Origin of the sequence: Plantibacter sp. VKM Ac-2876 (assembly GCF_015350715.1) — a bacterium.
Taxonomy (GTDB): Bacteria; Actinomycetota; Actinomycetes; order Actinomycetales; family Microbacteriaceae; genus Plantibacter; species Plantibacter auratus.
Map to the genome: position 1 here is coordinate 1,186,361 of NZ_JADKSI010000001.1, position 22,861 is coordinate 1,209,221.

Here is a 22,861-nt window from a genome sequence, read left to right on the forward strand (position 1 = left end):
GCTGAATCCATCCGACCGTCCGACCAGCCCCACCCTCGAGGAGAGACATGTCCGAGACCAGCTACACCACCACCAACAGCGGAGCTCCCGTCGCGAGCGACGAGCATTCGCAGAGCGTCGGCGCAGACGGAGCGATCGCGCTCCACGACCACTACCTGGTCGAGAAGCTCGCGCAGTTCAACCGCGAACGGGTGCCGGAGCGCGTCGTCCACGCCAAGGGCGGCGGTGCGTTCGGACGGTTCGTCACGACCGGTGACGTCTCCCAGTTCACGCGCGCCGCGCTGTTCCAGCCGGGCGTCGAGACCGAGATGCTCGCACGCTTCTCCACCGTCGCCGGTGAGCAGGGCAGCCCCGACACCTGGCGCGACCCCCGTGGCTTCGCACTGAAGTTCTACACGAGCGAGGGCAACTACGACCTCGTCGGCAACAACACGCCGGTGTTCTTCATCCGCGACGGCATCAAGTTCCCCGACTTCATCCGCTCGCAGAAGCGCCTCCCGGGCTCGCACCTGCGCGACCACGACATGCAGTGGGACTTCTGGACGCTCTCCCCCGAGAGTGCGCACCAGGTCACCTGGCTCATGGGCGACCGCGGCCTGCCGGGCTCCTGGCGACACATGGACGGGTTCGGGTCGCACACCTACCAGTGGGTCAACGCCGCAGGCGAGCGCTTCTGGGTGAAGTACCACTTCAAGACCGACCAGGGCATCGAGATCCTCACGCAGGACCAGGCCGACCAGATCGCCGGCGAGGACGCCGACTTCCACATCCGCGACCTCTCCGAGGCGATCACCCGCGGTGAGCACCCGAGCTGGACGCTGTCCGTGCAGGTCATGCCCTACGCCGACGCCGCGGGCTACCGCTTCAACCCGTTCGACCTCACCAAGGTCTGGCCGCACAGCGACTACCCGCTCATCGAGGTCGGCAAGATGACCCTCGACCGCAACCCGGAGAACTACTTCGCGCAGATCGAGCAGGCGACCTTCGCGCCGTCGAACTTCGTCCCCGGAATCGCGGCAAGCCCCGACAAGATGCTCCTGGCCCGTATCTTCAGCTACGCGGACGCACACCGCTACCGCGTGGGCACCAACCACGCACAGCTGCCGGTCAACGCCCCGCACGCGCCGGTGCACACGTACTCGAAGGAAGGCGCCATGCGCTACACCTTCAACGACGCGGACGCGCCGGTCTACGCACCCAACTCGGTCGGTGGCGCCCACGCCGACCCTGCGCGCGCCGCTGAGTCCAACGGCTGGCAGTCCGACGGCGAGCTCGTGCGGGCAGCCGCGACGCTGCACGCCGAGGATGACGACTTCGGCCAGGCCGGGACCCTCGTGCGCGAGGTGCTCGACGACGCCGCCCGCGACCGCCTCGTCGGCAACATCATCGGCCACGTCTCGAAGGTGACGCGCCCCGAGCTCCGTGCCCGGGTCATCGCCTACTGGACCGCCGTCGACGGCACGCTGGGCGCACGCGTCGCAGCCGGCCTCCCGCCGCTCGTCTAGAGCCCACCGCCGAACGCGCGGAACGGTCGCCATCCTTCGCGGATGGCGACCGTTGCTGCGCTCTCGCGGGGTCAGAACCCCATCGGGCCGCCGCCACGGCGCGGCACGCCGCCGGTGCCCTCCGCGAGGCCTCTCGCGCGTTCACGCTCGACCTCCGCGTCATTGTCGTGCGAATGGTGTTCGTCGGCCGAGCGGGCGGCGCGGTCGCGCCGTGACACGTACCAGACGGCCGCGATCGCCAGGAGGACGAGCGCGGCGAGGATGACGATGGTGCCGATGTCCATGTGATGCTCCTCTCCTCGTCCATCGACCCTAACGAGGCCTCAGATGCACGCAACCCCCTCGCCCGACGGGCGAAGGGGTTGCAAAAGGGGTGTGTGATCAGCCGGCGACCTGTTTGGCGCGGGCGAAGACCTTCTCGATCTCCTCGCGACGACCCGGCTGCTTCAGCGACAAGGGCGAGGGGTGCGGAGCGTTGAAGGCGCTGTAGGTGTTGCCGAGCAGGGGCTCGACATGCTTCCACCAACCGTCCTGGGCGTGGGGTCCGCAGAGGACGACGACGCGCAGGTTCTTGAGGAGGGGCAGGAGGGCGCGCAGTTCCATCGCTCCCTGAGCGACCTCGGGCGCGTTCGGCTTCTTCCGCCCGGCGCTCAGGTACCACGGGACGATGTTCCACACCATGACGTCGTCGAAGCCGATGTCGTTCCGCAGATTCCAGAGGCTCTCGGCGATCGGGTCGTCGTTGTCGACCGAAGCGAAGCCGGATCCCGGAGCGTCGAGGCTGTCGGGGGCCAGGGTCCCCGGGGCGTCGAGGAGGATCAGGGTCTTCGCGTTGACGGCCGCATCGGCCGGGTCGACGAGCGGGAGGACGAGGTCCGCCTGCCGCCGTCCTCGGCGGGTCATCATCGCGTCCGACCAATCGCGCAGCGGCGCGAGTGCCGGCGACTCGGCCAGCATGCGGTGTCGTTCGGCCAGTTCGTCGGGGTCTTGCAGCCCGCGAGGGGCATCCATATGCATCTTCCGAGCGTAGCCCGTGACGGCTGCCCCGTCATCGTCTGAGCCGGTTCTGAGGCTGAAGATGCTGCACTGGACGGTGGATCCGTGCCAGTCAAGCCGGGGCGGACCAGCTTGACACGGGCCTAGGCTGGCCAGGATGACTGACGAGCGAACCGCCCCCGACGACCGGACGAAGTGGCGCGCGTTCGCCATCTGCGTGTCGGTCGCCGCCCTCACGATCCTCGACCTCTCGAAGGTCAACGTCGGACTGCCGTCGATCGAGGAGGCGCTCGACGCCGGCCCGACCGCCCTGCAGCTGATCGTCGCCGGGTACGCCCTGGCCTTCGGTCTGATCCTCGTGCCCGCCGGGCGCTACGGCGACCTGCACTCGCGGCGTCGCATGTTCATGATCGGCCTGAGCGTGTTCGGGGCGGCCAGTCTCGCCTGCGCCGTCGCACCGAGCGTCGGGATCCTCATCGGCGGTCGGATCCTCCAGGGCATCGCCGCAGGGCTGCTGATGCCGCAGGTCATCGGGCTCATCCAGCAGCTGTTCGTCGGCAAGGAGCGTGGCCGCGCCTTCGGTCTCTTCGGCGCCATCATCGGCCTCTCGACGGCCTTCGGACCGACGCTCGGCGGTCTGCTCATCGCCATCGGTGGTCCGGAGGACGGCTGGCGCCTCCTCTTCTGGATGAACGTCCCGCTCGCGATCATCCTGTTGCCGATCGCCGCCCGGCTGCTGCCCAAGCAGCAGACGCACGAGGCGGGCACCGGATCGCTCGACCCGGTGGGCATCGTGTTCCTCGGTCTCGCCGTGCTGTCGCTCATGCTGCCGTTCGTCCTGACGACCGGTTCCCCGGGCGACGACCCGGCGCGCTGGTGGTTGCTGGTCGCGTTCGCCGTCTTCGCCGGCCTGTTCGCCTGGTGGGAGGGTCGTTACCAACGCGCCGGGAAGACACCCGTCGTCGACTTCTCCCTGTTCAAGCTCGGCAGCTATCGGAACGGCGTCCTGATCTCCACGACGTACTTCGCGGCGATGCCGGCCACCTTCCTCACGCTCACGCTGTTCGTACAGCAGGGACTGGGGCTCGAGCCGGTCTTCGCGGGCATGATCACGATCCCCTTCGCGCTCGCCTCGGCCGTCAGCTCGTGGTTGAGCGGGCGGGTCGTCGACCGCCTCGGACGCCCCCTGGTCGTCGGTGGGCTCGTACTGGTCGTGGTGGGGTTCAGTCTCAACTCGCTCCTCGCGTTCATCACGCCCCCGGAGATCACGCCGTACGCGATGGGTGCCGCGATGCTCCTCGCCGGCATCGGCGGCGGCGCGGTCATCTCCCCCAACCAGACGCTGATGCTCGCGGACATCCCCGTGGCTTCCGGTGGTGTCGCCGGATCGATCGGTCAGCTCGGCCAGCGCATCGGGACCGCGGTGGGGCTCGCCGCCGCGACGGCGACGTTCTACGCGACGGTGTACTCGGAGAACGGCGGCGGTGCCTCAGGTGCGTCGCTCGACGTTTATCACGACGCGTATCGCAACAGCACCCTCGTCACGATCGGCTTCGTGGTCGTGGCGCTCGTCTTCGCCTTGCTCGACGCCCGTTCGCGGAAGGTCGCCGCCGTCGCACCCGAATCCTCCAAGTAAGGGTGACCTGAGTTAGGGTAGCCTCAGTCGCGGCCGCCGGAGCCGCCGGAGGAAGGGGCTCGAGTGGCTCGCACGAATGCCGAGACGGCGCGCATCAAACCCGACGCGGCGACACTCCTCACGCTGCGGGTCGTCCGCCGCTCGCGCATCTCACCGAACATCGCCAGGGTCACCCTCGGTGGCGGTGACATCGCCGACTTCACCTTCCTCGGCTACGACCAGTGGTTCCGGTTCTTCATCCCGGTCTCCGAAGGTGGGCTCGAGCGGCTGCCGACCAAACTCGACATGCTGGCCTATGCCAAATACCTCGCGATCTCCAAGTCCGTGCGACCGGTGCTCCGGAACTACACGGTGCGCGACTACCGGCGTGACGGTCCCGACGGGCCGGAACTGGACATCGACTTCGTCATCCACGGGTCGGCCGCCGAGGGGACTGCGGGGCCCGCGGCGAGCTGGGCCCAGTCATGCGAGGTGGGCGATGCGGTGGCTCTGCTGGACGAGGGACGCATGTTCAACCTCCCGGCCGACGTCGACCGGGTGCTGCTGGTCGCGGACGAGACCGGACTCCCCGCCGTCGCAGGCATTCTGACCTCGCTTCCGGCGTCGACCGTCGGGACGGCGATCGTCGAGATCCCCTCCGCCGCCGACGCGCAGGACGTGCGTGTCCCGGACGGTGTCGAGCTGCGATGGGTGGTGCGCGAGGATCCGCACGACGTTCCTGGACGAGCGGCGCTGGCCGCCGCGGCAGCGCTCGGGGTGCCGGACACCCCGTGTTACGCGTGGGTCGTCGGAGAGCAGTCCCTGGCGGCGAACGTGCGTCGGCTCTGGGTCCGTGGTGGCATGCCGAAGGAGCGCGTCATGTTCTGCGGCTACTGGAAGGTCGGCAAGGCGCACTGATCGACCGCGTGGTGTCGGCGTTCGGATCGACCGCGCAGTGAATTGGGTCGATCACCCGAATTCGGGGTGTCCCCGACGCGTTGGGCCGACCGCTCCACTAACCTCACGACATGCCCTCTCCCGCCGGTGCGTCCGGAAACACGATCGGCGCGCTGCCGACCGGCGTCGCGACGGGTCTGGTCCGGACGGTGACCGGCGGATCCACCGACCGGGTATTCGAGGCCGACGTGCCCGAATCGGCCACGAGCGCTGCAGACACGTCGTCGCATCCGCACGACGCCCTCCGCAGTTGGGACGTCGTCCGCTCCACCTTCGAACCAGGCGAGGCCCTGACCTTCGACGAGCGCTACCGGTACGCCCAGCTCCCCCTGATCGACGCCGACCACCCGCTCGCGCTCGCCGCAAGTCCTGACGGCGTCTACCGTGGCGGGCGGTACGCCGAGGCGCGCCTGGCGGTCGTCGTCCCCGTCCCGGTCGAACGGCTGTTCGTCGATCCGATCTTCCTGAGCTACGAGGCCGACCTCGCCTCAGCACCCTTCGCACCCAAGCTCGCCAGAGGCATCGAGCTCCGACGCGCACACCGATTGCACGCGACGCTCTCCTCCATCGACGAGGACTCCGGGTTCCTCGACGCGCTGCGGACGAGCGTCGGCGCGTTCACGCCCTTCCGGGTCAGGCTGGCGGGCCCCGTCATCGGCGGGTTCAACCGGGGGCGCTGTTACCTCCCCGCCACCGCGGACGCCTTCGCTTCCATCCAACGTGCCGTCGGCGGGCGTCCCACACCGCTCGTCGGGGTGGGCCTGCACCACTTCCGCGATGAGCTCGATGCAGGTGAGACCGCGGCGCTCGCCGCCTTCCTCGAGCGTTGGCGCGACGTCACCCTGTTCGAGTGGACGGTGACCGAGCTGGCGATCACCTCGACCAACGACGACCTCGTGCTGAGCGGACGCACGCTCGCCCGCATTCCGCTCCACGCGGCCGAGTGACGCCCCGGGTCTCCGGGGTCAGCTCGCGGTGAGTCGCCTGACCATCGGGAGGTCGGGCGTCGCCCAGTCCAGTCCGAGGAGCTGTTCGCGGGTGACCCAGCGCAGTTCATCATGGTCTGTGCTGTGGACCGGGGGTGCCCCGCGGAAGGTGACCTCGTAGCAGGCGAGGTCGATGACGAGCTCGCCCACGGTGACGGTGGAGCGGTCCAGCAGCGCCCCCACAGCGACGTCGGCGTCGAGCTCCTCGCGCAGCTCACGAGCCAGCGCGTCCTGCGGCCGCTCGTCGGCCTCGACCTTGCCGCCGGGGAACTCCCACAGTCCACCGGACGCCCGCCCGGGTGCCCGCCGACATGCGAGCACGGTGTCGTCCTGTGAGGCGACACCAGCGACGACCTGGATCGTGGTGGTCATCATGCGCTCCCGTCCCGTGGCGTCGTGGTCGCTGTCCAGGTTAGGGGACGCGGGATCGAGGACGCCCGACGCCGCTCCACAGACGGCTCCCCCTCGGCTGACGACAGCCTGCGTCCCGCGGCGGCGCTGTGGTCGGTGGTGCGTGCCAGACTGACAGCGATCGGAGGCTCACCAGCCCCCGCAGCAGTCGTCTCGAAAGGCACCCACCGCACCGATGTTCCTCCTCGACGGTTCCGCCATCACGAGCGCCAGCGACCTCTCCAACGCCTCCTACTGCGAGTTCGCCTTCCTCCGCACGGTCGACGCGAAGCTCGGGCGGATCGAACCGATCGTCGAGCCCGAGGACGAGATGCTCATGCGGACCTCCAAGCTCGGCGACCAGCACGAGCTGCGCGTCCTCGAGTCGTACCGCGCCGAGTTCGGCACCGGTGTCGTCGAGCTCGACCGCCCCGACGTCCGAGACGCGGTGGCTCTCGCGGCAGCCGTCGAGTCGACGATCACGGCATTCCGCGATGGCGCGCCGGTGGTCTTCCAGGCCGCGTTCTTCGACGGATCGTTCATCGGTTTCGCCGACTTCATCGTGCGCCGGCCCGACGGCCGGTATCGCGTGCAGGACACGAAACTCGCGCGCTCACCGAAGGTCACCGCCCTCCTCCAGCTCGCCGCCTACGTGGAGCAGCTGGAGACGGCCGGGATCCCGGTCGACGACGACGTCGACCTCATCCTGGGAGACGGCACCGTCAGCACCCACGCGGTGGCCGACATCCTCCCCGTGTACCGTCGCCGTCGTGCACGCCTGCTGCGGATCGTCGCCGAACGACTCGAGGCCGACGCACCGGTGGCCTGGGGCGACCAGCGCTACAGCGTCTGTGGACGATGCGCGTGGTGCGACGCCGAGATCACGGCCTCACGCGACGTCCTGCTGGTGGCCGGGCTCCGGTTGACGCAGCGTGACCGCCTCCTGGCCGCCGGCGTCGCCACGATCGACGATCTGGCGTCACTCACGCTCACCGGGTCGACCGAGCGGCAGACACTGCACGGGCCGTCGGGCGGGGCCGGCGGGACGGTCGACGGCATCGCCGAGAGCACGCTCGCTGCGCTGCGCGAACAGGCGCAACTCCAACTCGAACCGTCGCAGGACGCCGGTGTGCCGGCATTCCGGGTGCACGACGTCGCGGCGCTCGGACTCCTGCCGCAACCCGATCCCGGCGACGTCTTCTTCGACTTCGAGGGCGATCCCCTGTACACCGAGGGCGAGCCGGGCGACGCCCGCCGGGGCGACCGCACGAGGTGGGGCATCGACTACCTGTTCGGGCTCGTCGACACCGATGGCCGGTTCCGATCCTGGTGGGCGCACGACTTCCACGAGGAGCGCACGGCCCTGATCGACTTCCTCGCCTACCTCACCGACCGCCGTGCCGAGTTCCCGGGCATGCACGTGTACCACTACGCCGCCTACGAGCGGACACATCTGCTCTCGCTGGCCGCCCGACACGGCGTCGGGGAGGACACGATCGACGACCTCCTCCGTGAGGCCGTGCTGTTCGACCTCTACCCGTTCGTCCGGAAGACGGTGCGCGTCGGCTCGCGGTCGTACTCGATCAAGAAGCTCGAGCCGCTCTACATGGGAGAGGACCACCGCGACAGCGACGTCACCGACGCCGCGGCGTCGATCACCGCGTATGCGGAGGCACGCGAGCTGAGTCGGAGCGGCGATCCGGAGCTCGTCGCCGAAGGAGGACGGAAGCTCGCCGAGATCGCCGAGTACAACGCCTACGACTGCGAGTCGACCCGTCGGCTGCGGAACTGGTTGCTCGACCTCGGTGCGGAACGGGGCGTGCTGCCGGGCACGTTCGTCACCGACGCACCTGAGCCCCTGGTGGACGAACCGACGCCGCTCCACGACGCGCTGACGGCGTTGGCCGGAGACCCCCTCGACCCCGAACGCTCCGACGACGCCACTGCGTATGCGCTCGCGGCGGCCGCCATCGACTACCACCGGCGTGAGCACAAGTCGTTCTGGCAGGAGCACTTCTCCCGACTCATCGCCGCGCGCGACGAGTGGGAGGACACCCGGAACGTCTTCACCGTCACCTCGGGAGTCGTCGAGCGCGACTGGTTCCGCGAGGGACGGCAGCGCAGCGATCGCCGTCACGTCCGACTCCGTGGCCGATGGGCTCCCGGCAGCAGTGTGAAGGTCGGCGCCGACCCGTTCGCGGTCTACGACCACCCGGGGCCGTACACGCTCCCCCGCGCCGAGCCCGGCTCGCGACCGGCGGGGCAGATCACGGTCCTCGAGGTCGACGACGACTCCCTGCTCATCCAGGAGACGCTCAAGACGGACCGTGAGCCCTACACGGAGCTGCCGGTCGCGCTCACGCCGTCTCCTCCACCACGGCCGGGAACACAGGTCGATGCGATCGCCGAGTGGGGGCAAGCGGTCCTCGACGCCTCTCCAGGATGGCCGGACGACGGCGTCGTCGACATCCTGCGGCGACGGCCGCCCCGCACCAGGTCGGGCGACCCGCTCCCCCACCGCGGAGACGGGCGGACGATCGAGGACGTGACCGCCGCGTTGCTCGACCTCGACGACTCGGCGCTCGCCGTCCAGGGGCCGCCCGGAACCGGCAAGACCTACGTCGCCTCGCACGTCGTCACGGCTCTCGTGCAGCAGCACGGCTGGCGGATCGGGGTCGTGGCGCAGTCGCACGACGTCGTCGAGAACCTCCTCGAGCGTGTGGTGAAGGCGGGGCTCTCCCCCGCGCTCGTGGCGAAGACCCTGCGATCCGGTGCCGACCCGGATGCTGAGCGCGGCTACACGGTCCTCCCGGCCAACGGTCATGGCGCGTTCATGGCCGAGCAGACCGGCGGCTTCGTCATCGGCGGGACGGCCTGGGACTTCAGCAATCCCAACCGGTTCGACCGGCGGTCGCTCGACCTGCTCGTCGTCGACGAAGCCGGTCAGTTCTCACTCGCGTACACGATCGCGGCGAGCGTCGCCGCGCGGAACCTCCTGCTCCTGGGCGACCCGCAGCAGCTCCCGCAGGTGAGCCAGGGCACGCATCCCGAACCGATCGACACCTCTGCCCTCGGATTCGTGGCCGACGGTCGCGACGTCCTCCCTCCGGAACTCGGCTACTTCCTGCACGAGACGTGGCGGATGGACGCCGCGGTCACCGAGCCGGTCTCGCGGTTGTCGTACGGCGGCGAGCTGCGCTCAGCAGTGGCCACGACGAAGCGGCGTCTGGAGGGTCGTGCGCCGGGGCTGCACGTCTCCCCCGTCCACCACGTCGGAAACGCGACGAGTTCGCAGGAGGAGGCCGACCACGTCGCCGAGCTCGTCCGGTCGAGCATCGGGCTCCGCTGGACCGATCCGGATGCCGGCCGCATCGACGACCCGGTGAGCGAGGCCGACATCATCGTCGTCTGTCCCTACAACGCCCATGTCGCCGTCGTCCGAGCGACCCTCGACGCGGCCGGGTTCGACGCGGTGCGCGTCGGGACCGTCGACAAGTTCCAGGGTCAGGAGGCGGTCATCGCGATCGTCTCCCTGGCCGCGTCCTCCCCCGCCGACGTCCCCCGGGGCATGTCCTTCCTGTTGATGAAGAATCGACTGAACGTCGGCATCTCCCGCGCCCAGTGGGCGGCGTACCTCGTGTACTCCCCCGCACTCGCCGAGTACCTGCCGGTCACACCGGAGGGCGTCGCCGAGCTCAGCGCCTTCATCCGGTTGGTCGACGGCCACTGACCAGCTCCGCCGGGGCTGCGGAGGGACGAGGATTCCGTCGTGTCGCGTCGATGCGACCGTTCTGCGCCGCCTTCGCGATCCACCGCTGACGCTGCTCCTCGGTCGAACCCTTCACCTCACCGAACCGGTTCACGGCGACGGGCTTGATCCCGCAGAACCGGAGGGTGGTGGTACGGAGTTGCTTCACCGTCGTGTCGCCGACGAGCGGGAGGTACCACCACGGTGAGTCCGTCGTGACCATCACGCGCCCCGAGCGGCCGGCGAGCAGCCCCTCGGGGAGGCCGTTGGCCTTCGTCCGGTAGGCGCGACGGGGAAGCAGGAGGCGATCGAAGAACCCCTTGAGCAGCGCCGGCACCGATCCCCACCAGACCGGAGCGACGATCACGATGTGGTCCGCGGCGAGGATCCGCTCCCACGCCCGTTCGAGGTCGGGCTCCAGGTCTTGACGGCGGGTGTAACCGAGACGGAGGTTCGGGTCGAACGCGAGGTCGCGGACAGCGAGGACGGTCGCGTCGCCGTGCGCCTCCGCGTAGCTCGTGGCGAGGGCGGCGCACAGGGACCCGGGGTTCGGGTGTCCGTCGATGACGAGGGCGGGCATCAGTTCTCCAACAGGTGTAGGTCTGGACAGTGCCAAGAATCTGGACACTGTCCACTTCAGGTCGGACCTGACTGTACGGGTACGATGTTGCTTGTGTCAAGATCGACGACCGCCTACCACCATGGCAACCTCGGGCCGGCGCTCGAGGACGCTGCGCTCGAACTCATGCGGACGCAAGGCCATGCCACGCTGAGCCTGCGCGAGGTCGCGCGGCGCGCGGGAGTCAGCCACAACGCGCCGTACCATCACTTCGGCGACCGGACCGCGCTCCTGAAGCGGCTGAGCGAACGCGGCATGGCCGAACTCCTGGACGCCATGCGCGAGGAACGGGACGCGACTGCGGGTCGAGACCCACGGGAGGCGGCCGTCCGCATCGGTTCGACGTATGTGCACTACGCGGCGCAGCACCCGGAGCGGTTCCGCCTGATCTACGACCCCGAAGTCTGTGTCCCCGGCTCGCCCAGCGAGGCCATGGCGCCGCTCATCGGTGGTGTCGAAGCGCTCCTCGCCGAGACGACGGCTTCGCTGGCGCCCGGCGCCGAGCCGCAGGTCATCGCCGCACTCACCACGGCGGTCTGGGCCGCGGTCCATGGGCTCGCCGAACTCGTCGTCGCCGGTCACATCTCCGAGGCGGAGGCCGGACCCGCACTGGAGGCGTTGCTCACGCGACCCTGAGGTGGCGTCTCGCAGGGAGCCTTACGAGATCGTTATCCGGGAAACGGTCGGGAAGCTCAGAGGCCGTTCATGGTCGAACCAGACGATTCACTCGGATTGCGGGAGTCAACTGATCTCAGCACCCCGCCGAGAGGAATCCCCGTGAACACCACCCCAGACCCAGAACGCCCTGAGCCGCGTCCAGCGGACGACACGCACGCGCCGCAGACACCGCAGTCCTCGCCCGCACCAGACCCGTACCAGCCGCCCACCGGCTCGTATCAGCCCCAGCCCGGTATGGACGTCACTCCCCCGGCCGGCTACCCCGGCAACACGGCCGCGGGTGGTCCACGACGCGAGCCCACGACGCCCTTCGGCTACGCGACGGCTCCCCACGCGACGAGCGGTCAAGTGTGGCCCGGTCATCACCAGGGCCCGCAGGGTCAGTACGGACCGTACGCCGCCGGTCAGGGCCAGTACGCGCCCTCCGGCACCTGGCAGCCCCAGCCGTACGGACAGCAGACGATCCCCCAGCCGCTGTCGACCACGGGCACCCCGGCGAAGAAGCAGCCCATCGGGTGGATCATCGCCGCCGCGACGGCCGCCACGGTCGTGTCCCTCGTGACCGGTGGCCTCGGACTCGCCTCGCTGGCGGCCGGAGCGTTCCAGAGCGTCGCCGCCTCCTCACAGGTGACGGAGACGGTGCCGGATGACGGCGGTCAGAGCTTCCGCGCTCCCGGTGGGCAGCCTGGGCCGCAGCAGGCGACGCCGGATGCCGCGACGGCGAACACCCGGAGTGCCACCGCCGCTGAATCCGTGGGAGTCGTCGACATCGACACCGAGCTGGCCTACCAGGGGGCCGCCGCCGCGGGAACCGGGATGATCCTCACCGCCGATGGCCAGATCCTGACCAACAACCACGTCGTGGCGGGCGCGACGAGCATCGTCGTGACCGTCGTGGCGACCGGGGAGAAGTACGACGCACGCGTGGTCGGGACGGATGCCACGAACGACGTCGCGCTCCTGCAGCTCGACGGCGCCTCAGGACTGGACACCGTCACGATCGACGACGACGGCGGCGCAGGCGTCGGTGATGCCGTCACCGGGGTCGGGAACGCCGGGGGCACGGGTGGGACGCCCAGTGCGGCGGACGGGTCCGTCACCGCCCTCGACCAGGACATCACGGTCCAGGACGAGACGACCGGGGCGGGCAAGCAGTTGACCGGACTGATCCAGACGGACGCGGACATCCAGTCGGGCGACTCCGGCGGACCGCTCTACGACTCGGAGGGCGAGGTCGTCGGCGTCGACACCGCTGCCTCCTCCGGCGGAACCGACATCGACGGATTCGCCATCCCGATCGACGACGCGTTGTCCATCGTCGACCAGATCCGCACCGGCGTCGAGACCGACACCGTCTCGATCGGCTACCCGGCCTTCATCGGGATCGGTCTGGCCGCGTCCGGCGCAGCTCAGACCGTGCCGGGTGCCGTGGTCGGTTCGGTGATCGAGAACACGCCGGCGGCGTCGATCGGCCTCGCAGCCGGCGACGTCATCACCGGCCTCAACGGTGTCGCCATCGACTCCGCTCCGACCCTGACGGCGACCATGGCCACGCTCGAGCCCGGCCAGACGGTCTCCGTCACCTGGACCACGGCGAGCGGGACCTCCCAGACCGCGGATGTGACGCTGATCGAGGGCCCGGTCGGCTGATCACGCGCTCGGGACGCTCGACGACTCCTCACCTCCGGCCCGCCGCCGGATCAGAGGAGTCGTCGACGTCTGCCCAGTAGGCTCGGGAGGCGGTGCCTCGCCGCGTCCACCGGAAGGAACCGCTCGTGACCCGCTTCCTCGGAGTCGACCTCGCCTGGGGTGAGGGGACCGGCTCCCGCGCGGCGAACGAGTCGGGACTGGTGTGCATCGACGAGACCGGGACCGTCATCGAGGCCGGGTGGGCCGTGGGGATCGACGCCGTCGTCGCCTGGATCGTCGCCACCGCCTCACCGGGCTCCGTGATCGCGGTCGACGCCCCTCTGCTCGTCCAGAACGAGACCGGCATGCGTCTCTGTGAGCGTGAGGTCGGGCAGCGGTACGGGCGCTGGCAGGTGTCGGCCTACCCGTCGAACCTCGGCCTGCCCGCGCTCGGTGGTGTCGCGCTCTTCACGGCGCTGGAGGCGGCGGGGTTCCAGTACTTCGACGGACTGAGCACGCCGGCGGCGGATGCCGTCGTGTTCTTCGAGGCCTATCCCCACACCACCTTGGTGGGTGCCGAGGAGTTCGGGTACCCGGATGCGCGGCCCCGCTACAAGCGCCTCGACCCCGGTCTCCCCGTCGCCGAGCGACGGCGACGCCGCGCGGAGGTCTGTGACGACCTCGTCTCGCGCCTGCAGGCGCTGACCTCGGCGACTCCGCCACTCGACCTCGACACCCACCCGGTGACGGCGCTCCTCGTCGCGGAACCGTCGCCGCTGAAGGAATCGGCGCACAAGCACCGTGAGGATCTCATCGACGCGGCCATCTGCGCGTGGACGGCATCCGCCTGGTCCCGCTGGGGGCTCGAACGGTTCCAGGTCCTCGGCGCCTCGGACGCTCCGGACGACCGTGGGCGTGTCCCGACGCTCCTCGCCATGGCGCGACCCGAACAGCGCCCCAAGCCGGACATTCCGATCTCGGCATATATCACTTCGGCTCCACGGCTGGCATCCTCGCCACCATCGGAGGCCGTCGCCCGGCAGGCCACCACAGTTCACAACCTCGATGAAGGACATATGAAGAAGAAGGCATACACTCAGGACGACGCTCCTGCGGAATCGAACACCATCGAATTCGTCCCCGGCGGAGCGGCGAACGCCGATGCGTCACCCGCGTCCTCGACGCGAGCGCCCTCCCCCGCTCCGACGACCGTCGAACTCCTGCGCAGTGCCACCTGGCACCTCGAGCATGCCCGGGTGGTGGGCCACCCCGACGACGTCGAGTTCGAAGCGGCGAGGTCGGCGTTGGCGGAGGCCGTCTTCGACCTCGAACACGTCCAGTACGGGGAGACGACTCGCGGCTAAGGGACTGGTCAGGCGGGTCCTGAGTCCGATCGGCGCCGTGTCTCCCGGTCCGCGCGTGCGCGTCGTTCGAGGATGTCGTTGCGCACCCAGCGGATCACCAGCGACATGGCGAGCGATAGGAACAGGAACGCCGCCGCGCCGAGGGCGTATGAGATGAAGTCCGTCGGGATGAACGTCGTGCCGAGCACGAGCGCCGAGGGCGGCCACTGGTCCGCGAGTGCGGCCGGCACGCCCGTGGCCTGGAAGCACTCGATCGCCGCCGAGAAGCCGAACGCGCCGAGGGCGATCTGCCACAGCGGACGCCGTGGGGCGGCGAAGGCCAGGAGGAGCGCGACGAGCACCGTGTAGAGCGCGTTGGTCACGGGGTTCGCCCAGGCCGCTGCCACCGACCAGTGCACCGTCAGCCCGGCGACGATCGTGATGATGGCTGCGCCGAGGAGCAGCGCGCGCTTGAGCGAGGTGGCGGGGCGTGGCCCCTCGTCCGTCTGGTCGGGTGCGTCGGTCATGCTTTCGTCCTCCGGGTGCGTCGTTGTCGCCCACGGGCCCAGTCTCGGGCCTCGGTTCCGGAGAGGGCGAGGATGATGGAACAGTCGACCGCGAAGCCGATCAGGTTGGTCTGCAGCGTCAATCCGCCGGCGCCGGCGACATAGCTCGCGGCGAGGGTGGCGATGGACGTCGAGCTGAAGGTCATGGCGAGCAGGCGCGCGAGGTTGCCTCCCCGATGGACCCGCCAGGCGAGGACGAGGTAGCAGAGCGTCACCACGGCCGACAGGGCCAGCACGGCCCCGACCACCCACGGGATGAGGACGACGTCGTCAGCCGTCTCGGCTGTCGCGCGGGCCTCCGAGATGACCTGCTTCCAATCGGAGACCAGGAGGACACCGGAGAGCACGGAGGACAGTGCCGCGACGACCATAAGGACCACACCGACGGTGGTGTCCAGGGGCCGCGGGTCGCCGGCCCGGATGAGGGAGCGCGTCGGGGGAGCGTCGGCGGCCGGCAGGGTCGCCGCCGGCGGCACGACCACGGCGCTGAGATCGATGATCGGCAGGTCGCCGTCGGTGACGATCGCGTCGCCTCCGCCGTTCCGCGAGTGGTAGCCGGTGGAGAAGTTGTCGATCACGGACGTCGACGCCCCGAGGTCCGCGGCCGCGATCGACGCGACGATGTGATCGCGTTCGTCGTCGACGTCGTCGGCGATCCGATGGGTCACCTGCAGGGTGAAGACGCTGATGCCGACCGATCGGTCGTACGTCCCGGCGGCCAGCCAATCCGCCTGGTATCCGCCCGGGAGCAGCCAGCCCTCGGGGGTCGGCCAGAACCGGACGTGGTGCCGCTTCCCCGGACTGCCGTCGACCTCCTGCTGGTAGCAGAACGCCTGGGGACGACCGAACAGGTAGAGCGACGAGACGGGTGCCTCGGAGTAGCTGCGCCTGGTCAGCGTCGAGGTCACGATCCGCAGGTTCGCGCGCAGGCCGAGGTCGTCGGCGAGCGTCCAGCCCGCCGAGAGCATCGCCATGTGGATCTGCTCCTCCCGACCTCGGAGGCCGAGGTTCACGGGATCACCGAGGATGCCCTCGCGCGTGCGAGTGCGTCCGATGAAGTAGTCGGGCAGGTAGACGCGCGACAGCACGGTGTGCAGGCGGGGGAGGATCAGGTAGGCGATGACGAGGTAGATGACGAGGATGAACCAGGCCTGGGCCCAACCGCGGGCGAACGCCTCGGTGAGCAGCACGTACGCCAGGAAGACGGCCGCAGCCGTGCCGAAGGCGAAGAACCAACCGTCGACGATGCGTGCGATCCGTCCGCGACGATCCTCGGACAGGCCGCTTGCGGGCCCGATGAGGTCGCTGCGGGTCTTCGTCACCCGTCCAGGGTAGGGCCTGGTGCATCCACGTGCCGGGTGCGTGGGTGGTGGGAGGATGGTGGGATGGACTCCGTCGCCCACATCACCGACCTCGCCGACTTCATCGTCGCCTCGCCCACCTCGTATCACGCGGTCGCGGAGAGCGCTCGGCGCCTCACGGCGGCCGGCTTCACCCGGCGGCTCGAGACCGAGTCCTGGGACGGTGGCGCCGGCCGGTTCTTCGTCGAACGCGAGGGTGCGGTGATCGCCTGGGTGCAGCCCGAGCAGGCGCACGCCACGACGCCGTTCCGCATCCTCGGCTCGCACACGGACTCGCCGAGCTTCAAGCTCAAGCCGAAGCCGACGACCGGCGCCCACGGGTGGCTGCAGGCCGGCGTGGAGGTCTACGGCGGACCGCTCCTCAACTCCTGGCTCGACCGCGAGCTCGAACTCGCCGGACGTCTGGTGACGCTCGACGGGACCGTGCACCTCGTCCGGACCGGCCCGTTCCTGCGCATCCCGCAGCTCGCCGTGCACCTCGATCGAGGTGCCAACGACGGCCTCGTCCTCGATCGCCAGCGTCACCTGCAGCCGGTGTACGGGGTCGGTGACCTCGCCCACGCCGACGTGCTCGCGCACCTCGCGGCGATCGCCGGCATCGACCCCACCGCGATCGCCGGGTACGACGTGCTCGTCGCCGACACCCAGGAGCCCCGGCGGTTCGGTCTCGACGGTCAGCTGTTCGCCGCCGGACGCATGGACAACCTGACCTCGGTCCATGCGGGACTCGCGGCGTTGCTGGCCGCGAGCGACGGGGGAGCGACCGACGAGGCCGGACACATCACGGTCTTCGCCGCCTTCGACCACGAGGAGCTCGGTTCGGCCTCGACCTCCGGTGCCAGCGGTCCGTTCCTCGACGACGTCCTCACCCGCATCGGCGCATCGCTGGGCGCGACGACGTCCGAACGACTCCAGGCCTATGCGGCGTCCTGGTGCCTGTCAGCAGACGCCGGCCACGCGATCCACCCGAACTACCCGGAGCGACACGACCCGGCCAACCGTCCGATCGCCGGTGGCGGGCCACTGCTCAAGATCAACGCGAATCAGCGTTACGCCACCGACGCCCTCGGGGCCGCACTGTGGGCCCGGAGCTGCGCCGCCGCAGGTGTGACCTCACAGGACTTCGTGTCGAACAACACGGTGCCGTGCGGCTCGACGATCGGCCCGCTCACCGCGACGCGGCTCGGCATCCGGACGGTCGACGTCGGGACGCCACTGCTGTCGATGCACTCCGCCCGCGAGCTGTGCCACATCGACGATCCGACCGCGCTGAGCGCAGCGGTCCAGGCGTTCTTCCGGGGTGCCTGAGCAGCGCCGCAGCAGGAGATCCGCGCGGGAGTAGGACGCCCGAAGGCGGACGGTCCTGCTGCGGCGCTGATCTCCGGTTGCGGGGCCGGCCTCAGCCCAGTTCGCGCAGTCGCAGACGACGGCCGTCGGGGCTCGCGTCCGGGTTCACCTCGACGAGGTCGGAGCGCGAGTTGATGAAGTCGCTGAACGAGCGGTAGCCGAGCGGCTTCTCCTTGAACGCCGGATCCATGCGGATCATCTGGTTCTTCACCTCGGCGTTCAGGAGCCAGTCCTCGTCGTCGTTCTTGGCGTGCACGAGGCGGAGCGCGCGCACGAGGAGCTCGGTCGCCGCGCGCTGTGCGTCGGGGCCGGAGGGGTCCGCGGTCTCGTCGTCGGTGTCGTCCAGGTCGTCGGCATCACGGTGGCTGAAGACCGGCTCGGTGAAGAGACCACCGATCCGTGGAGGTGTCTGGGCGACCGGTGATTCGGCCGTCGGCGCGGACCCGGACGAGGCGCGACGACGCCCGCCGGACTTGGGCGTGGACTTCGGTGTCTCCTCAGCGGAGACCTCCGCCGTGCTCTCGACGGCGGCGGGGGTCCGGGGCGTGCGCGTGACGACCGGGCGGACGATCCCGGGGATGTCGTCGTAGTCGGAGAACTCGTCGCACGCCGCCATGAGCGCACGACTCGTCGCACCGGCGACACCGATCCCGATCACGTGGCGTCCGAGGCGTCGGCAGCGCTGCGCGAGGGAGATGTAGTCCGAGTCGCCGGCGACGATCACGATGTGCGTGAGGTCGGGGAGGCGGAAGAGGTCCTCGACGACGTCGACGGCGAGGCGGATGTCGGCACCGTTCTTCATCGCCTTCGTCGTGGGGAACATCTGCGTCAGGTCGACCGCGCGGTCCACGAGGTCCTTCTGGTACGCGGAGTTGACCGGCTCGGACCAGTCGGCGTACGAGCGGCTGATGACGATGTTCCCGAACGACGAGGTGTAGTCGAGGATGGCGCCCACGTCGACGCGAGCGGCCTGCAGGCGCTCGGAGATCTCGTCGCCTTCGGGTGCGGCGGAGGGCACGTGGGACCGCGCGCGATCCCGGCTGAACGCCGCCTTCCCGTAGAGCTGGTTGTAGCGCGAGATGACGATGTTGTCGAAGTCGATGTAGACCGCGACTCTGGGCGTTCCGGTTTCTGCCATGACTCCATCATCCTCTGGTGGCCTGCGAATCGGCGACTTCAGTCCTCCACAGCTCGGCTTGCGGGGCTCCTCTCCACCGCTGCTACGCCGGCCAGGCCGGGACCGACCTGAGCTGCGTACCGTGGTCGCATGCCCAGTCACGCCGTCGACATCTTCAGCCCAGGGTCGCAACCCAAGTTATACCTGGTTATACTCTTACCTGTGAAGACCGCCATCTCGTTGCCTGATGAACTGTTCACCCGTGTCGAGGCTCGCGCCGCCGAGCTCGGTGTCAACCGGTCCGAGTTCTTCGCGGCGGCGGCGAGTCGGTATCTCGACGAGGCCGATGCCGGCGGCCTCACTGACGCAGTGGACACCGCGCTCCGGCATGCGGGAGTCGCTTCGGCGGAGGAAGCACGGGGCGTCGCCGCGGCCGGACGCGACCGCCTTGCCGAGCTCACTGCCGGAGACGATTGGTGATCCGCCGCGGTGACATCCGGTGGGTCGATCTCGGCCCTCGCGAACGGGGGAGTGCGCCCGCCGGTCGGCGCCCGGTCGTCGTCGTCCAACACGACGCCTACACGCGGAGCGCACTCCGGACCGTGATCGTCGCGGTCGTCACGTCGAACACGGCGCTCGCCGAGCTCCCGGGCAACGTGTTCCTCCCTGCGACGGCTTCCGGCCTGCCGAAGGACTCGGTCGTGAACACCACGCAGCTGCTCACCCTCGATGAGGACGACCTCGGTCCGGCCGCCGGAAGGGTGCCCGTCACCCTGTCGCTGGATCTGGACGCGGGGCTCCGGCGAGTGCTGCACCTCTGAGGTGGTGCCGGAGCGATCGGCTCAGAGGTGGCCGGTGAGCTTCCCGTGGAAGGCCGAGCTGCGTTCGTCGAGTCCGGTGAACACGACCTCCTTGCCGTGCGCGGCGTACTTCTCCTGCACAGCGTCGAGGACGGCGACGCTCGAGGCGTCCCAGATCTGCGAGGCGGTGAAGTCGACGACGACGTCCGCGGGATCGGCCGCGTAGTCGAACTGTTCGACCAGGTCGTTGCTGCTGCCGAAGAACAGGGGGCCGATGACGCTGTAGCGGACGGAGGCGGCGTCGTCCGCGAGGACCCGGCGGACGCGGATCACGTGGGCCACGCGCCGCGCGAAGAGCACCATCGCGAGGACGGCTCCTGCAGCGACGCCGATCGCGAGGTTGTGGGTGATGACGACCACCGCGACGGTCACCACCATCACGACCGTCTCGGGGATCGGCATCCGTCGCAGGGTCGACGGGCGCACGCTGTGCCAGTCGACGGTCTTGATGGCGACGATCATCATCACGGCGGCCAGCGCGACCATCGGGATCTGCGCCATCACCGGGCTGAGCGCGGTCACGAGCAGCAGGAGGAAGACGCCGGCGACGAAGGTGGAGATCCTCGTCCGAGCGCGGCCCAGTTTGACGTTCACGACCGTCTGACCGATCATCGCGCAGCCGGCGATCCCGCCGTACCAACCGGCCAGGATGTTGGCGACGCCGAGGGCCCACGACTCGCGCCCCTTCGACGACGTCGTGTCGGTGATGTCGTCGACGAGTTTCGCCGTGAGGAGGGTCTCCATGAGCCCCACGAACGCGACGCTCAGCGCGGTCGGCCAGATGATGCCGAGCGTCTCGAGGTTCAGCGGCACGAGCAGCGCGGTCAGCCCGGGGAGGCCGCCGGAGACGTCGCCCTGGTCGCCGACGGTCGGCACGGCGGCGTGCGCGATCATCGTGATCGCGGTGACGACGACGATGGCGACGAGCGGCGCCGGCACCGCGGTCGTGAGCTTGGGGAGCAGCAGGACGATCAGCACCGTGACGACGAACAGCGGGTAGACGAGCCACGGGACGCCGAGCAGGTGGGGGACCTGGGCGACGAAGATGAGGATGCCGAGCGCGTTGACGAAGCCGATCATCACCGAGCGGGGGATGAACCGCATGAGCCGGGAGAGACCGGTCACGCCGAACACGATCTGGATGAGGCCCGCGAGGATCACCGCGGGGAGCAGGTACTCCACGCCGTGATCCTTGACGAGCGGCGCGACGACCAGGGCGACGGCTCCCGCGGCGGCCGTGATCATCGCCGGGCGCCCGCCGAGGATCGACATCGAGATCGCGAGGACGACGGAGGCGATGAGGCTGACCTTCGGGTCGACGCCGGCGATGATCGAGAAGGAGATGACCTCGGGGATGAGCGCCAGCGTCGTGACGATCCCGGCGAGGATCTCGACGCTGAAGGCCCTGGGGTTCCGCAGGGTCGCGAGGACGCCGGGGCTCGGGCGGACGGCGGTGCGCATGGGGGCGTCGGGCTGACTCACCGTGCAAGCCTAGGCGCGTTCACAATGCAGGACGCACCGGGCGAGTCGCTGGTGGCGCCGAACGGAAGGGCCGCGACACGCGGCGACCGTCCTGAGTTGCGAACCGTGGGTCAGCTCCGCAACCAAGCCTCGAGACCGTCCGCGCTGATCGGGAGTGCTGCGGAGAGGACCTCGTGGCCGGTGGCGGTCACGAGCAGGTCGTCCTCGATGCGGACGCCGATACCGCGCAGCTCCGGCGGCACGGTGAGGTCGTTCGCGTGGAAGTAGAGGCCGGGTTCGACCGTCAGGACAGCGCCCGGCTGCAGCGGCTCGTCGAGGTACCGCTCGTCGCCGATCCGGGCGCAGTCGTGCACGTCGAGTCCGAGATGGTGGCCGGTGCCGCTCGGCAGGTAGCGCCGGTGCTGCTGGCCGTCGGGCGACATGGCCTCATCGACCGACACCTGCAGGATGCCGAGGTCGCGGAGGCTCGTGGCGATCTGTTCGTAGGCCGTGTTCCGCATGTCGATGAACGACCGGCCGGGGCCGACCTGCGACATCGCGGCGCGGTGGGCCCGCTCGACGTGGTCGTGGACCTCGCGCTGGGCCGCGGTGTACGACCCGCTCGCCGGGAAGGTCCTCGTCACGTCGGCGGTGTACAGCGAGCGGGCTTCGACGCCGGCGTCCATGAGGATGAGGTGCTCGGGGAGGACCGGGCCGTCGCAGCGCGTCCAGTGCAGCGTGGGAGCGTGCGGTCCGCTGCCGATGATGGTCGAGTACCCGACACCGTTGCCGAAGGTGCGGGCGTGGCGCTCGAAGGTCGACTGCAACCAGCGTTCGCCGCCGAACTCGATGGCGGCGGACAGTTCGCGTGCCACGGAGCGGAACCCGCCGACCGTGGCGTCCACCGCGGCGCGGAGCTGCGCGATCTCCCAGTCGTCCTTGACGAGCTTCGCGGCGGACAGGGCGATGAGGAGCGCTCGCGACGCCGCGAATCGACCGTCGACCCGGGGCTCCGGGGCGCCTGCGCGGAGCGCGTCGGCGGGTACGAGGGCGAGGTCCGCGTCGAGCACCTCGAGGGAGCGGACCTCGATGCCGAGCGCCTCCGCCCACTGGGGGAGTCCGGCGGACGGGCCGATCCAGAGCTCGCCGCGCATGGCGTCGGCGTAGAACGCCTCCTCACCGGGACCGACGGGCTCGGCGAGGTAGAGCGTCGCGTCGTGGCCACCGGCGGATGGCCGCATGACCAGGACCGCACCCTCCGCCTGACAGGAGGTGAGCCACACGAAGTCGCTGTCGGGCCGGAACGGGAACTCGGTGTCGTTCGCGCGCGTCACGGAGCGTCCCGCGGTGACCACGAGCCAGCGGCCGGGGAACTGCGCGCTGATGACGTCGCGGTGGCGCCCGCCGGCTGCTCCGGCACCCTCGGCGAGGTCGACGGAGCGGTCCACCGCACCCCAGCCCGTCGCGAGGTACTCGCGGAACGCGTCGTCCCGGGGGAGTGGCTGGGTGCGGGGGTCGCGGAACTGCAGGCTGTCTGGACACATGGAGATCAGTAAGCCACCCGAGGTGGACGCCGTCAAGCTGCGGGGCCCGGAGCCAGCGGAACATCTCGTCCGTACCGTCTGATCCGTCGTTTCGTCCTGTCCGACCGGCTCAGGTGATGTATGAGATGGACGGATCGTC

The 22,861-nt window shown here is 69.8% G+C and carries 20 protein-coding genes; 11 read left to right on the forward strand and 9 right to left on the reverse strand.

Annotated elements, in window-relative coordinates:
• Window positions 1-47: 47 nt before the first annotated feature.
• Window positions 48-1,505, forward strand: a complete 1,458-nt coding sequence (locus ITJ62_RS05685; RefSeq protein ID WP_079704299.1) for a catalase — start codon at window positions 48-50, stop codon at window positions 1,503-1,505.
• Window positions 1,506-1,576: 71 nt separating this feature from the next.
• Here the strand turns inward: ITJ62_RS05685 and ITJ62_RS05690 are convergent, their stop codons facing one another.
• Together ITJ62_RS05690 and ITJ62_RS05695 are read right to left on the reverse strand one after the other, a co-directional pair.
• On the reverse strand, window positions 1,577-1,789 hold the full coding sequence (locus tag ITJ62_RS05690) for a hypothetical protein (protein WP_137242951.1): 213 nt from the start codon (window positions 1,787-1,789) through the stop codon (window positions 1,577-1,579).
• A 97-nt stretch (window positions 1,790-1,886) separates the two neighbouring features.
• The gene (locus ITJ62_RS05695) at window positions 1,887-2,522 is read right to left on the reverse strand and encodes a uracil-DNA glycosylase (protein WP_158596626.1); all 636 of its coding nucleotides are present in this window, start codon (window positions 2,520-2,522) and stop codon (window positions 1,887-1,889) included.
• Window positions 2,523-2,658: 136 nt separating this feature from the next.
• On the opposite strand from ITJ62_RS05695, the gene ITJ62_RS05700 reads away from it, so the two are divergent.
• From ITJ62_RS05700 to ITJ62_RS05710, 3 genes are all read left to right on the forward strand, one after another.
• Entirely contained in the window at window positions 2,659-4,137 is a 1,479-nt protein-coding gene (locus ITJ62_RS05700; RefSeq protein ID WP_194600023.1) for an MFS transporter, read from the forward strand.
• A gap of 63 nt (window positions 4,138-4,200) precedes the next feature.
• Window positions 4,201-5,034, forward strand: a complete 834-nt coding sequence (locus tag ITJ62_RS05705) for a siderophore-interacting protein (protein ID WP_194600024.1) — start codon at window positions 4,201-4,203, stop codon at window positions 5,032-5,034.
• A 110-nt stretch (window positions 5,035-5,144) separates the two neighbouring features.
• Window positions 5,145-6,020, forward strand: coding sequence for a hypothetical protein (locus ITJ62_RS05710; protein WP_194600025.1), 876 nt, complete (start codon window positions 5,145-5,147; stop codon window positions 6,018-6,020).
• A gap of 18 nt (window positions 6,021-6,038) precedes the next feature.
• Here ITJ62_RS05710 and ITJ62_RS05715 read toward each other — a convergent pair whose 3' ends face one another.
• Entirely contained in the window at window positions 6,039-6,434 is a 396-nt protein-coding gene (locus ITJ62_RS05715) for a (deoxy)nucleoside triphosphate pyrophosphohydrolase (protein WP_228497839.1), read from the reverse strand.
• Window positions 6,435-6,645: 211 nt separating this feature from the next.
• On the opposite strand from ITJ62_RS05715, the gene ITJ62_RS05720 reads away from it, so the two are divergent.
• On the forward strand, window positions 6,646-10,179 hold the full coding sequence (locus ITJ62_RS05720) for a bifunctional RecB family nuclease/DEAD/DEAH box helicase (protein WP_194600027.1): 3,534 nt from the start codon (window positions 6,646-6,648) through the stop codon (window positions 10,177-10,179).
• Here ITJ62_RS05720 and ITJ62_RS05725 read toward each other — a convergent pair.
• A complete protein-coding gene (locus ITJ62_RS05725; protein ID WP_194600028.1) occupies window positions 10,154-10,777 on the reverse strand; it encodes an NAD(P)H-dependent oxidoreductase in 624 nt (207 codons plus the stop codon). The two genes, ITJ62_RS05720 and ITJ62_RS05725, sit on opposite strands and share 26 nt — an antisense overlap.
• 93 nt (window positions 10,778-10,870) lie before the next feature.
• On the opposite strand from ITJ62_RS05725, the gene ITJ62_RS05730 reads away from it, so the two are divergent.
• The 3 genes from ITJ62_RS05730 to ITJ62_RS05740 all read left to right on the forward strand — a co-directional run bounded on the left by ITJ62_RS05730 (window position 10,871) and on the right by ITJ62_RS05740 (window position 14,487).
• On the forward strand, window positions 10,871-11,452 hold the full coding sequence (locus ITJ62_RS05730; protein ID WP_370581838.1) for a TetR/AcrR family transcriptional regulator: 582 nt from the start codon (window positions 10,871-10,873) through the stop codon (window positions 11,450-11,452).
• A 141-nt stretch (window positions 11,453-11,593) separates the two neighbouring features.
• Entirely contained in the window at window positions 11,594-13,144 is a 1,551-nt protein-coding gene (locus tag ITJ62_RS05735) for a trypsin-like peptidase domain-containing protein (RefSeq protein ID WP_370581839.1), read from the forward strand.
• 125 nt (window positions 13,145-13,269) lie between these two features.
• The gene (locus ITJ62_RS05740) at window positions 13,270-14,487 is read left to right on the forward strand and encodes a DUF429 domain-containing protein (RefSeq protein ID WP_194600030.1); all 1,218 of its coding nucleotides are present in this window, start codon (window positions 13,270-13,272) and stop codon (window positions 14,485-14,487) included.
• A gap of 8 nt (window positions 14,488-14,495) precedes the next feature.
• Here ITJ62_RS05740 and ITJ62_RS05745 read toward each other — a convergent pair whose 3' ends face one another.
• Together ITJ62_RS05745 and ITJ62_RS05750 are read right to left on the reverse strand one after the other, a co-directional pair.
• Window positions 14,496-14,993, reverse strand: coding sequence for a DUF2809 domain-containing protein (locus ITJ62_RS05745; protein ID WP_064294077.1), 498 nt, complete (start codon window positions 14,991-14,993; stop codon window positions 14,496-14,498).
• Window positions 14,990-16,354 carry an LssY C-terminal domain-containing protein gene (locus ITJ62_RS05750; protein WP_370581840.1) on the reverse strand — a complete coding sequence of 455 codons (1,365 nt, stop codon included), beginning with the start codon at window positions 16,352-16,354 and terminating at the stop codon, window positions 14,990-14,992. Before ITJ62_RS05750 ends, ITJ62_RS05745 begins: the two co-directional genes overlap by 4 nt.
• Before the next feature lie 63 nt (window positions 16,355-16,417).
• Here ITJ62_RS05750 and ITJ62_RS05755 point away from each other — a divergent pair, with 63 nt between their 5' ends.
• A complete protein-coding gene (locus ITJ62_RS05755; protein WP_194600031.1) occupies window positions 16,418-17,701 on the forward strand; it encodes a M18 family aminopeptidase in 1,284 nt (427 codons plus the stop codon).
• Window positions 17,702-17,792: 91 nt separating this feature from the next.
• Here ITJ62_RS05755 and ITJ62_RS05760 read toward each other — a convergent pair whose 3' ends face one another.
• Window positions 17,793-18,878: an NYN domain-containing protein gene (locus ITJ62_RS05760; protein WP_194600032.1), complete on the reverse strand. Its 1,086-nt coding sequence runs from the start codon at window positions 18,876-18,878 to the stop codon at window positions 17,793-17,795.
• Between the two features lie 129 nt (window positions 18,879-19,007).
• Between ITJ62_RS05760 and ITJ62_RS05765 the strand changes: the two genes are divergently transcribed.
• Both ITJ62_RS05765 and ITJ62_RS05770 read left to right on the forward strand, forming a co-directional pair.
• The gene (locus ITJ62_RS05765) at window positions 19,008-19,337 is read left to right on the forward strand and encodes a CopG family ribbon-helix-helix protein (protein ID WP_228497840.1); all 330 of its coding nucleotides are present in this window, start codon (window positions 19,008-19,010) and stop codon (window positions 19,335-19,337) included.
• Window positions 19,334-19,678, forward strand: coding sequence for a type II toxin-antitoxin system PemK/MazF family toxin (locus ITJ62_RS05770; protein WP_274498837.1), 345 nt, complete (start codon window positions 19,334-19,336; stop codon window positions 19,676-19,678). The genes ITJ62_RS05765 and ITJ62_RS05770 overlap by 4 nt, the downstream gene beginning before the upstream one ends.
• A 21-nt stretch (window positions 19,679-19,699) precedes the next feature.
• On the opposite strand, the gene ITJ62_RS05775 is transcribed toward ITJ62_RS05770, so the two are convergent.
• The gene (locus ITJ62_RS05775; protein ID WP_194600307.1) at window positions 19,700-21,178 is read right to left on the reverse strand and encodes a SulP family inorganic anion transporter; all 1,479 of its coding nucleotides are present in this window, start codon (window positions 21,176-21,178) and stop codon (window positions 19,700-19,702) included.
• A 131-nt stretch (window positions 21,179-21,309) separates the two neighbouring features.
• A complete protein-coding gene (locus tag ITJ62_RS05780; protein WP_194600033.1) occupies window positions 21,310-22,722 on the reverse strand; it encodes an aminopeptidase P family protein in 1,413 nt (470 codons plus the stop codon).
• Window positions 22,723-22,861 lie beyond the last annotated feature (139 nt).

What these genes read in the sequence shown, in the direction of transcription:
- ITJ62_RS05780 (WP_194600033.1), bottom strand. Translation starts at nt 22,722, where the DNA reads ATGTGTCCAGACAGCCTGCAGTTCCGCGACCCCCGCACCCAGCCACTC.
- ITJ62_RS05775 (WP_194600307.1), bottom strand. Translation starts at nt 21,178, where the DNA reads ATGCGCACCGCCGTCCGCCCGAGCCCCGGCGTCCTCGCGACCCTGCGG.
- ITJ62_RS05725 (WP_194600028.1), bottom strand. Translation starts at nt 10,777, where the DNA reads ATGCCCGCCCTCGTCATCGACGGACACCCGAACCCCGGGTCCCTGTGC.
- ITJ62_RS05755 (WP_194600031.1), top strand. Translation starts at nt 16,418, where the DNA reads ATGGACTCCGTCGCCCACATCACCGACCTCGCCGACTTCATCGTCGCC.
- ITJ62_RS05715 (WP_228497839.1), bottom strand. Translation starts at nt 6,434, where the DNA reads ATGATGACCACCACGATCCAGGTCGTCGCTGGTGTCGCCTCACAGGAC.
- ITJ62_RS05690 (WP_137242951.1), bottom strand. Translation starts at nt 1,789, where the DNA reads ATGGACATCGGCACCATCGTCATCCTCGCCGCGCTCGTCCTCCTGGCG.
- ITJ62_RS05765 (WP_228497840.1), top strand. Translation starts at nt 19,008, where the DNA reads ATGCCCAGTCACGCCGTCGACATCTTCAGCCCAGGGTCGCAACCCAAG.
- ITJ62_RS05710 (WP_194600025.1), top strand. Translation starts at nt 5,145, where the DNA reads ATGCCCTCTCCCGCCGGTGCGTCCGGAAACACGATCGGCGCGCTGCCG.
- ITJ62_RS05700 (WP_194600023.1), top strand. Translation starts at nt 2,659, where the DNA reads ATGACTGACGAGCGAACCGCCCCCGACGACCGGACGAAGTGGCGCGCG.
- ITJ62_RS05760 (WP_194600032.1), bottom strand. Translation starts at nt 18,878, where the DNA reads ATGGCAGAAACCGGAACGCCCAGAGTCGCGGTCTACATCGACTTCGAC.
- ITJ62_RS05685 (WP_079704299.1), top strand. Translation starts at nt 48, where the DNA reads ATGTCCGAGACCAGCTACACCACCACCAACAGCGGAGCTCCCGTCGCG.
- ITJ62_RS05745 (WP_064294077.1), bottom strand. Translation starts at nt 14,993, where the DNA reads ATGACCGACGCACCCGACCAGACGGACGAGGGGCCACGCCCCGCCACC.
- ITJ62_RS05695 (WP_158596626.1), bottom strand. Translation starts at nt 2,522, where the DNA reads ATGCATATGGATGCCCCTCGCGGGCTGCAAGACCCCGACGAACTGGCC.
- ITJ62_RS05720 (WP_194600027.1), top strand. Translation starts at nt 6,646, where the DNA reads ATGTTCCTCCTCGACGGTTCCGCCATCACGAGCGCCAGCGACCTCTCC.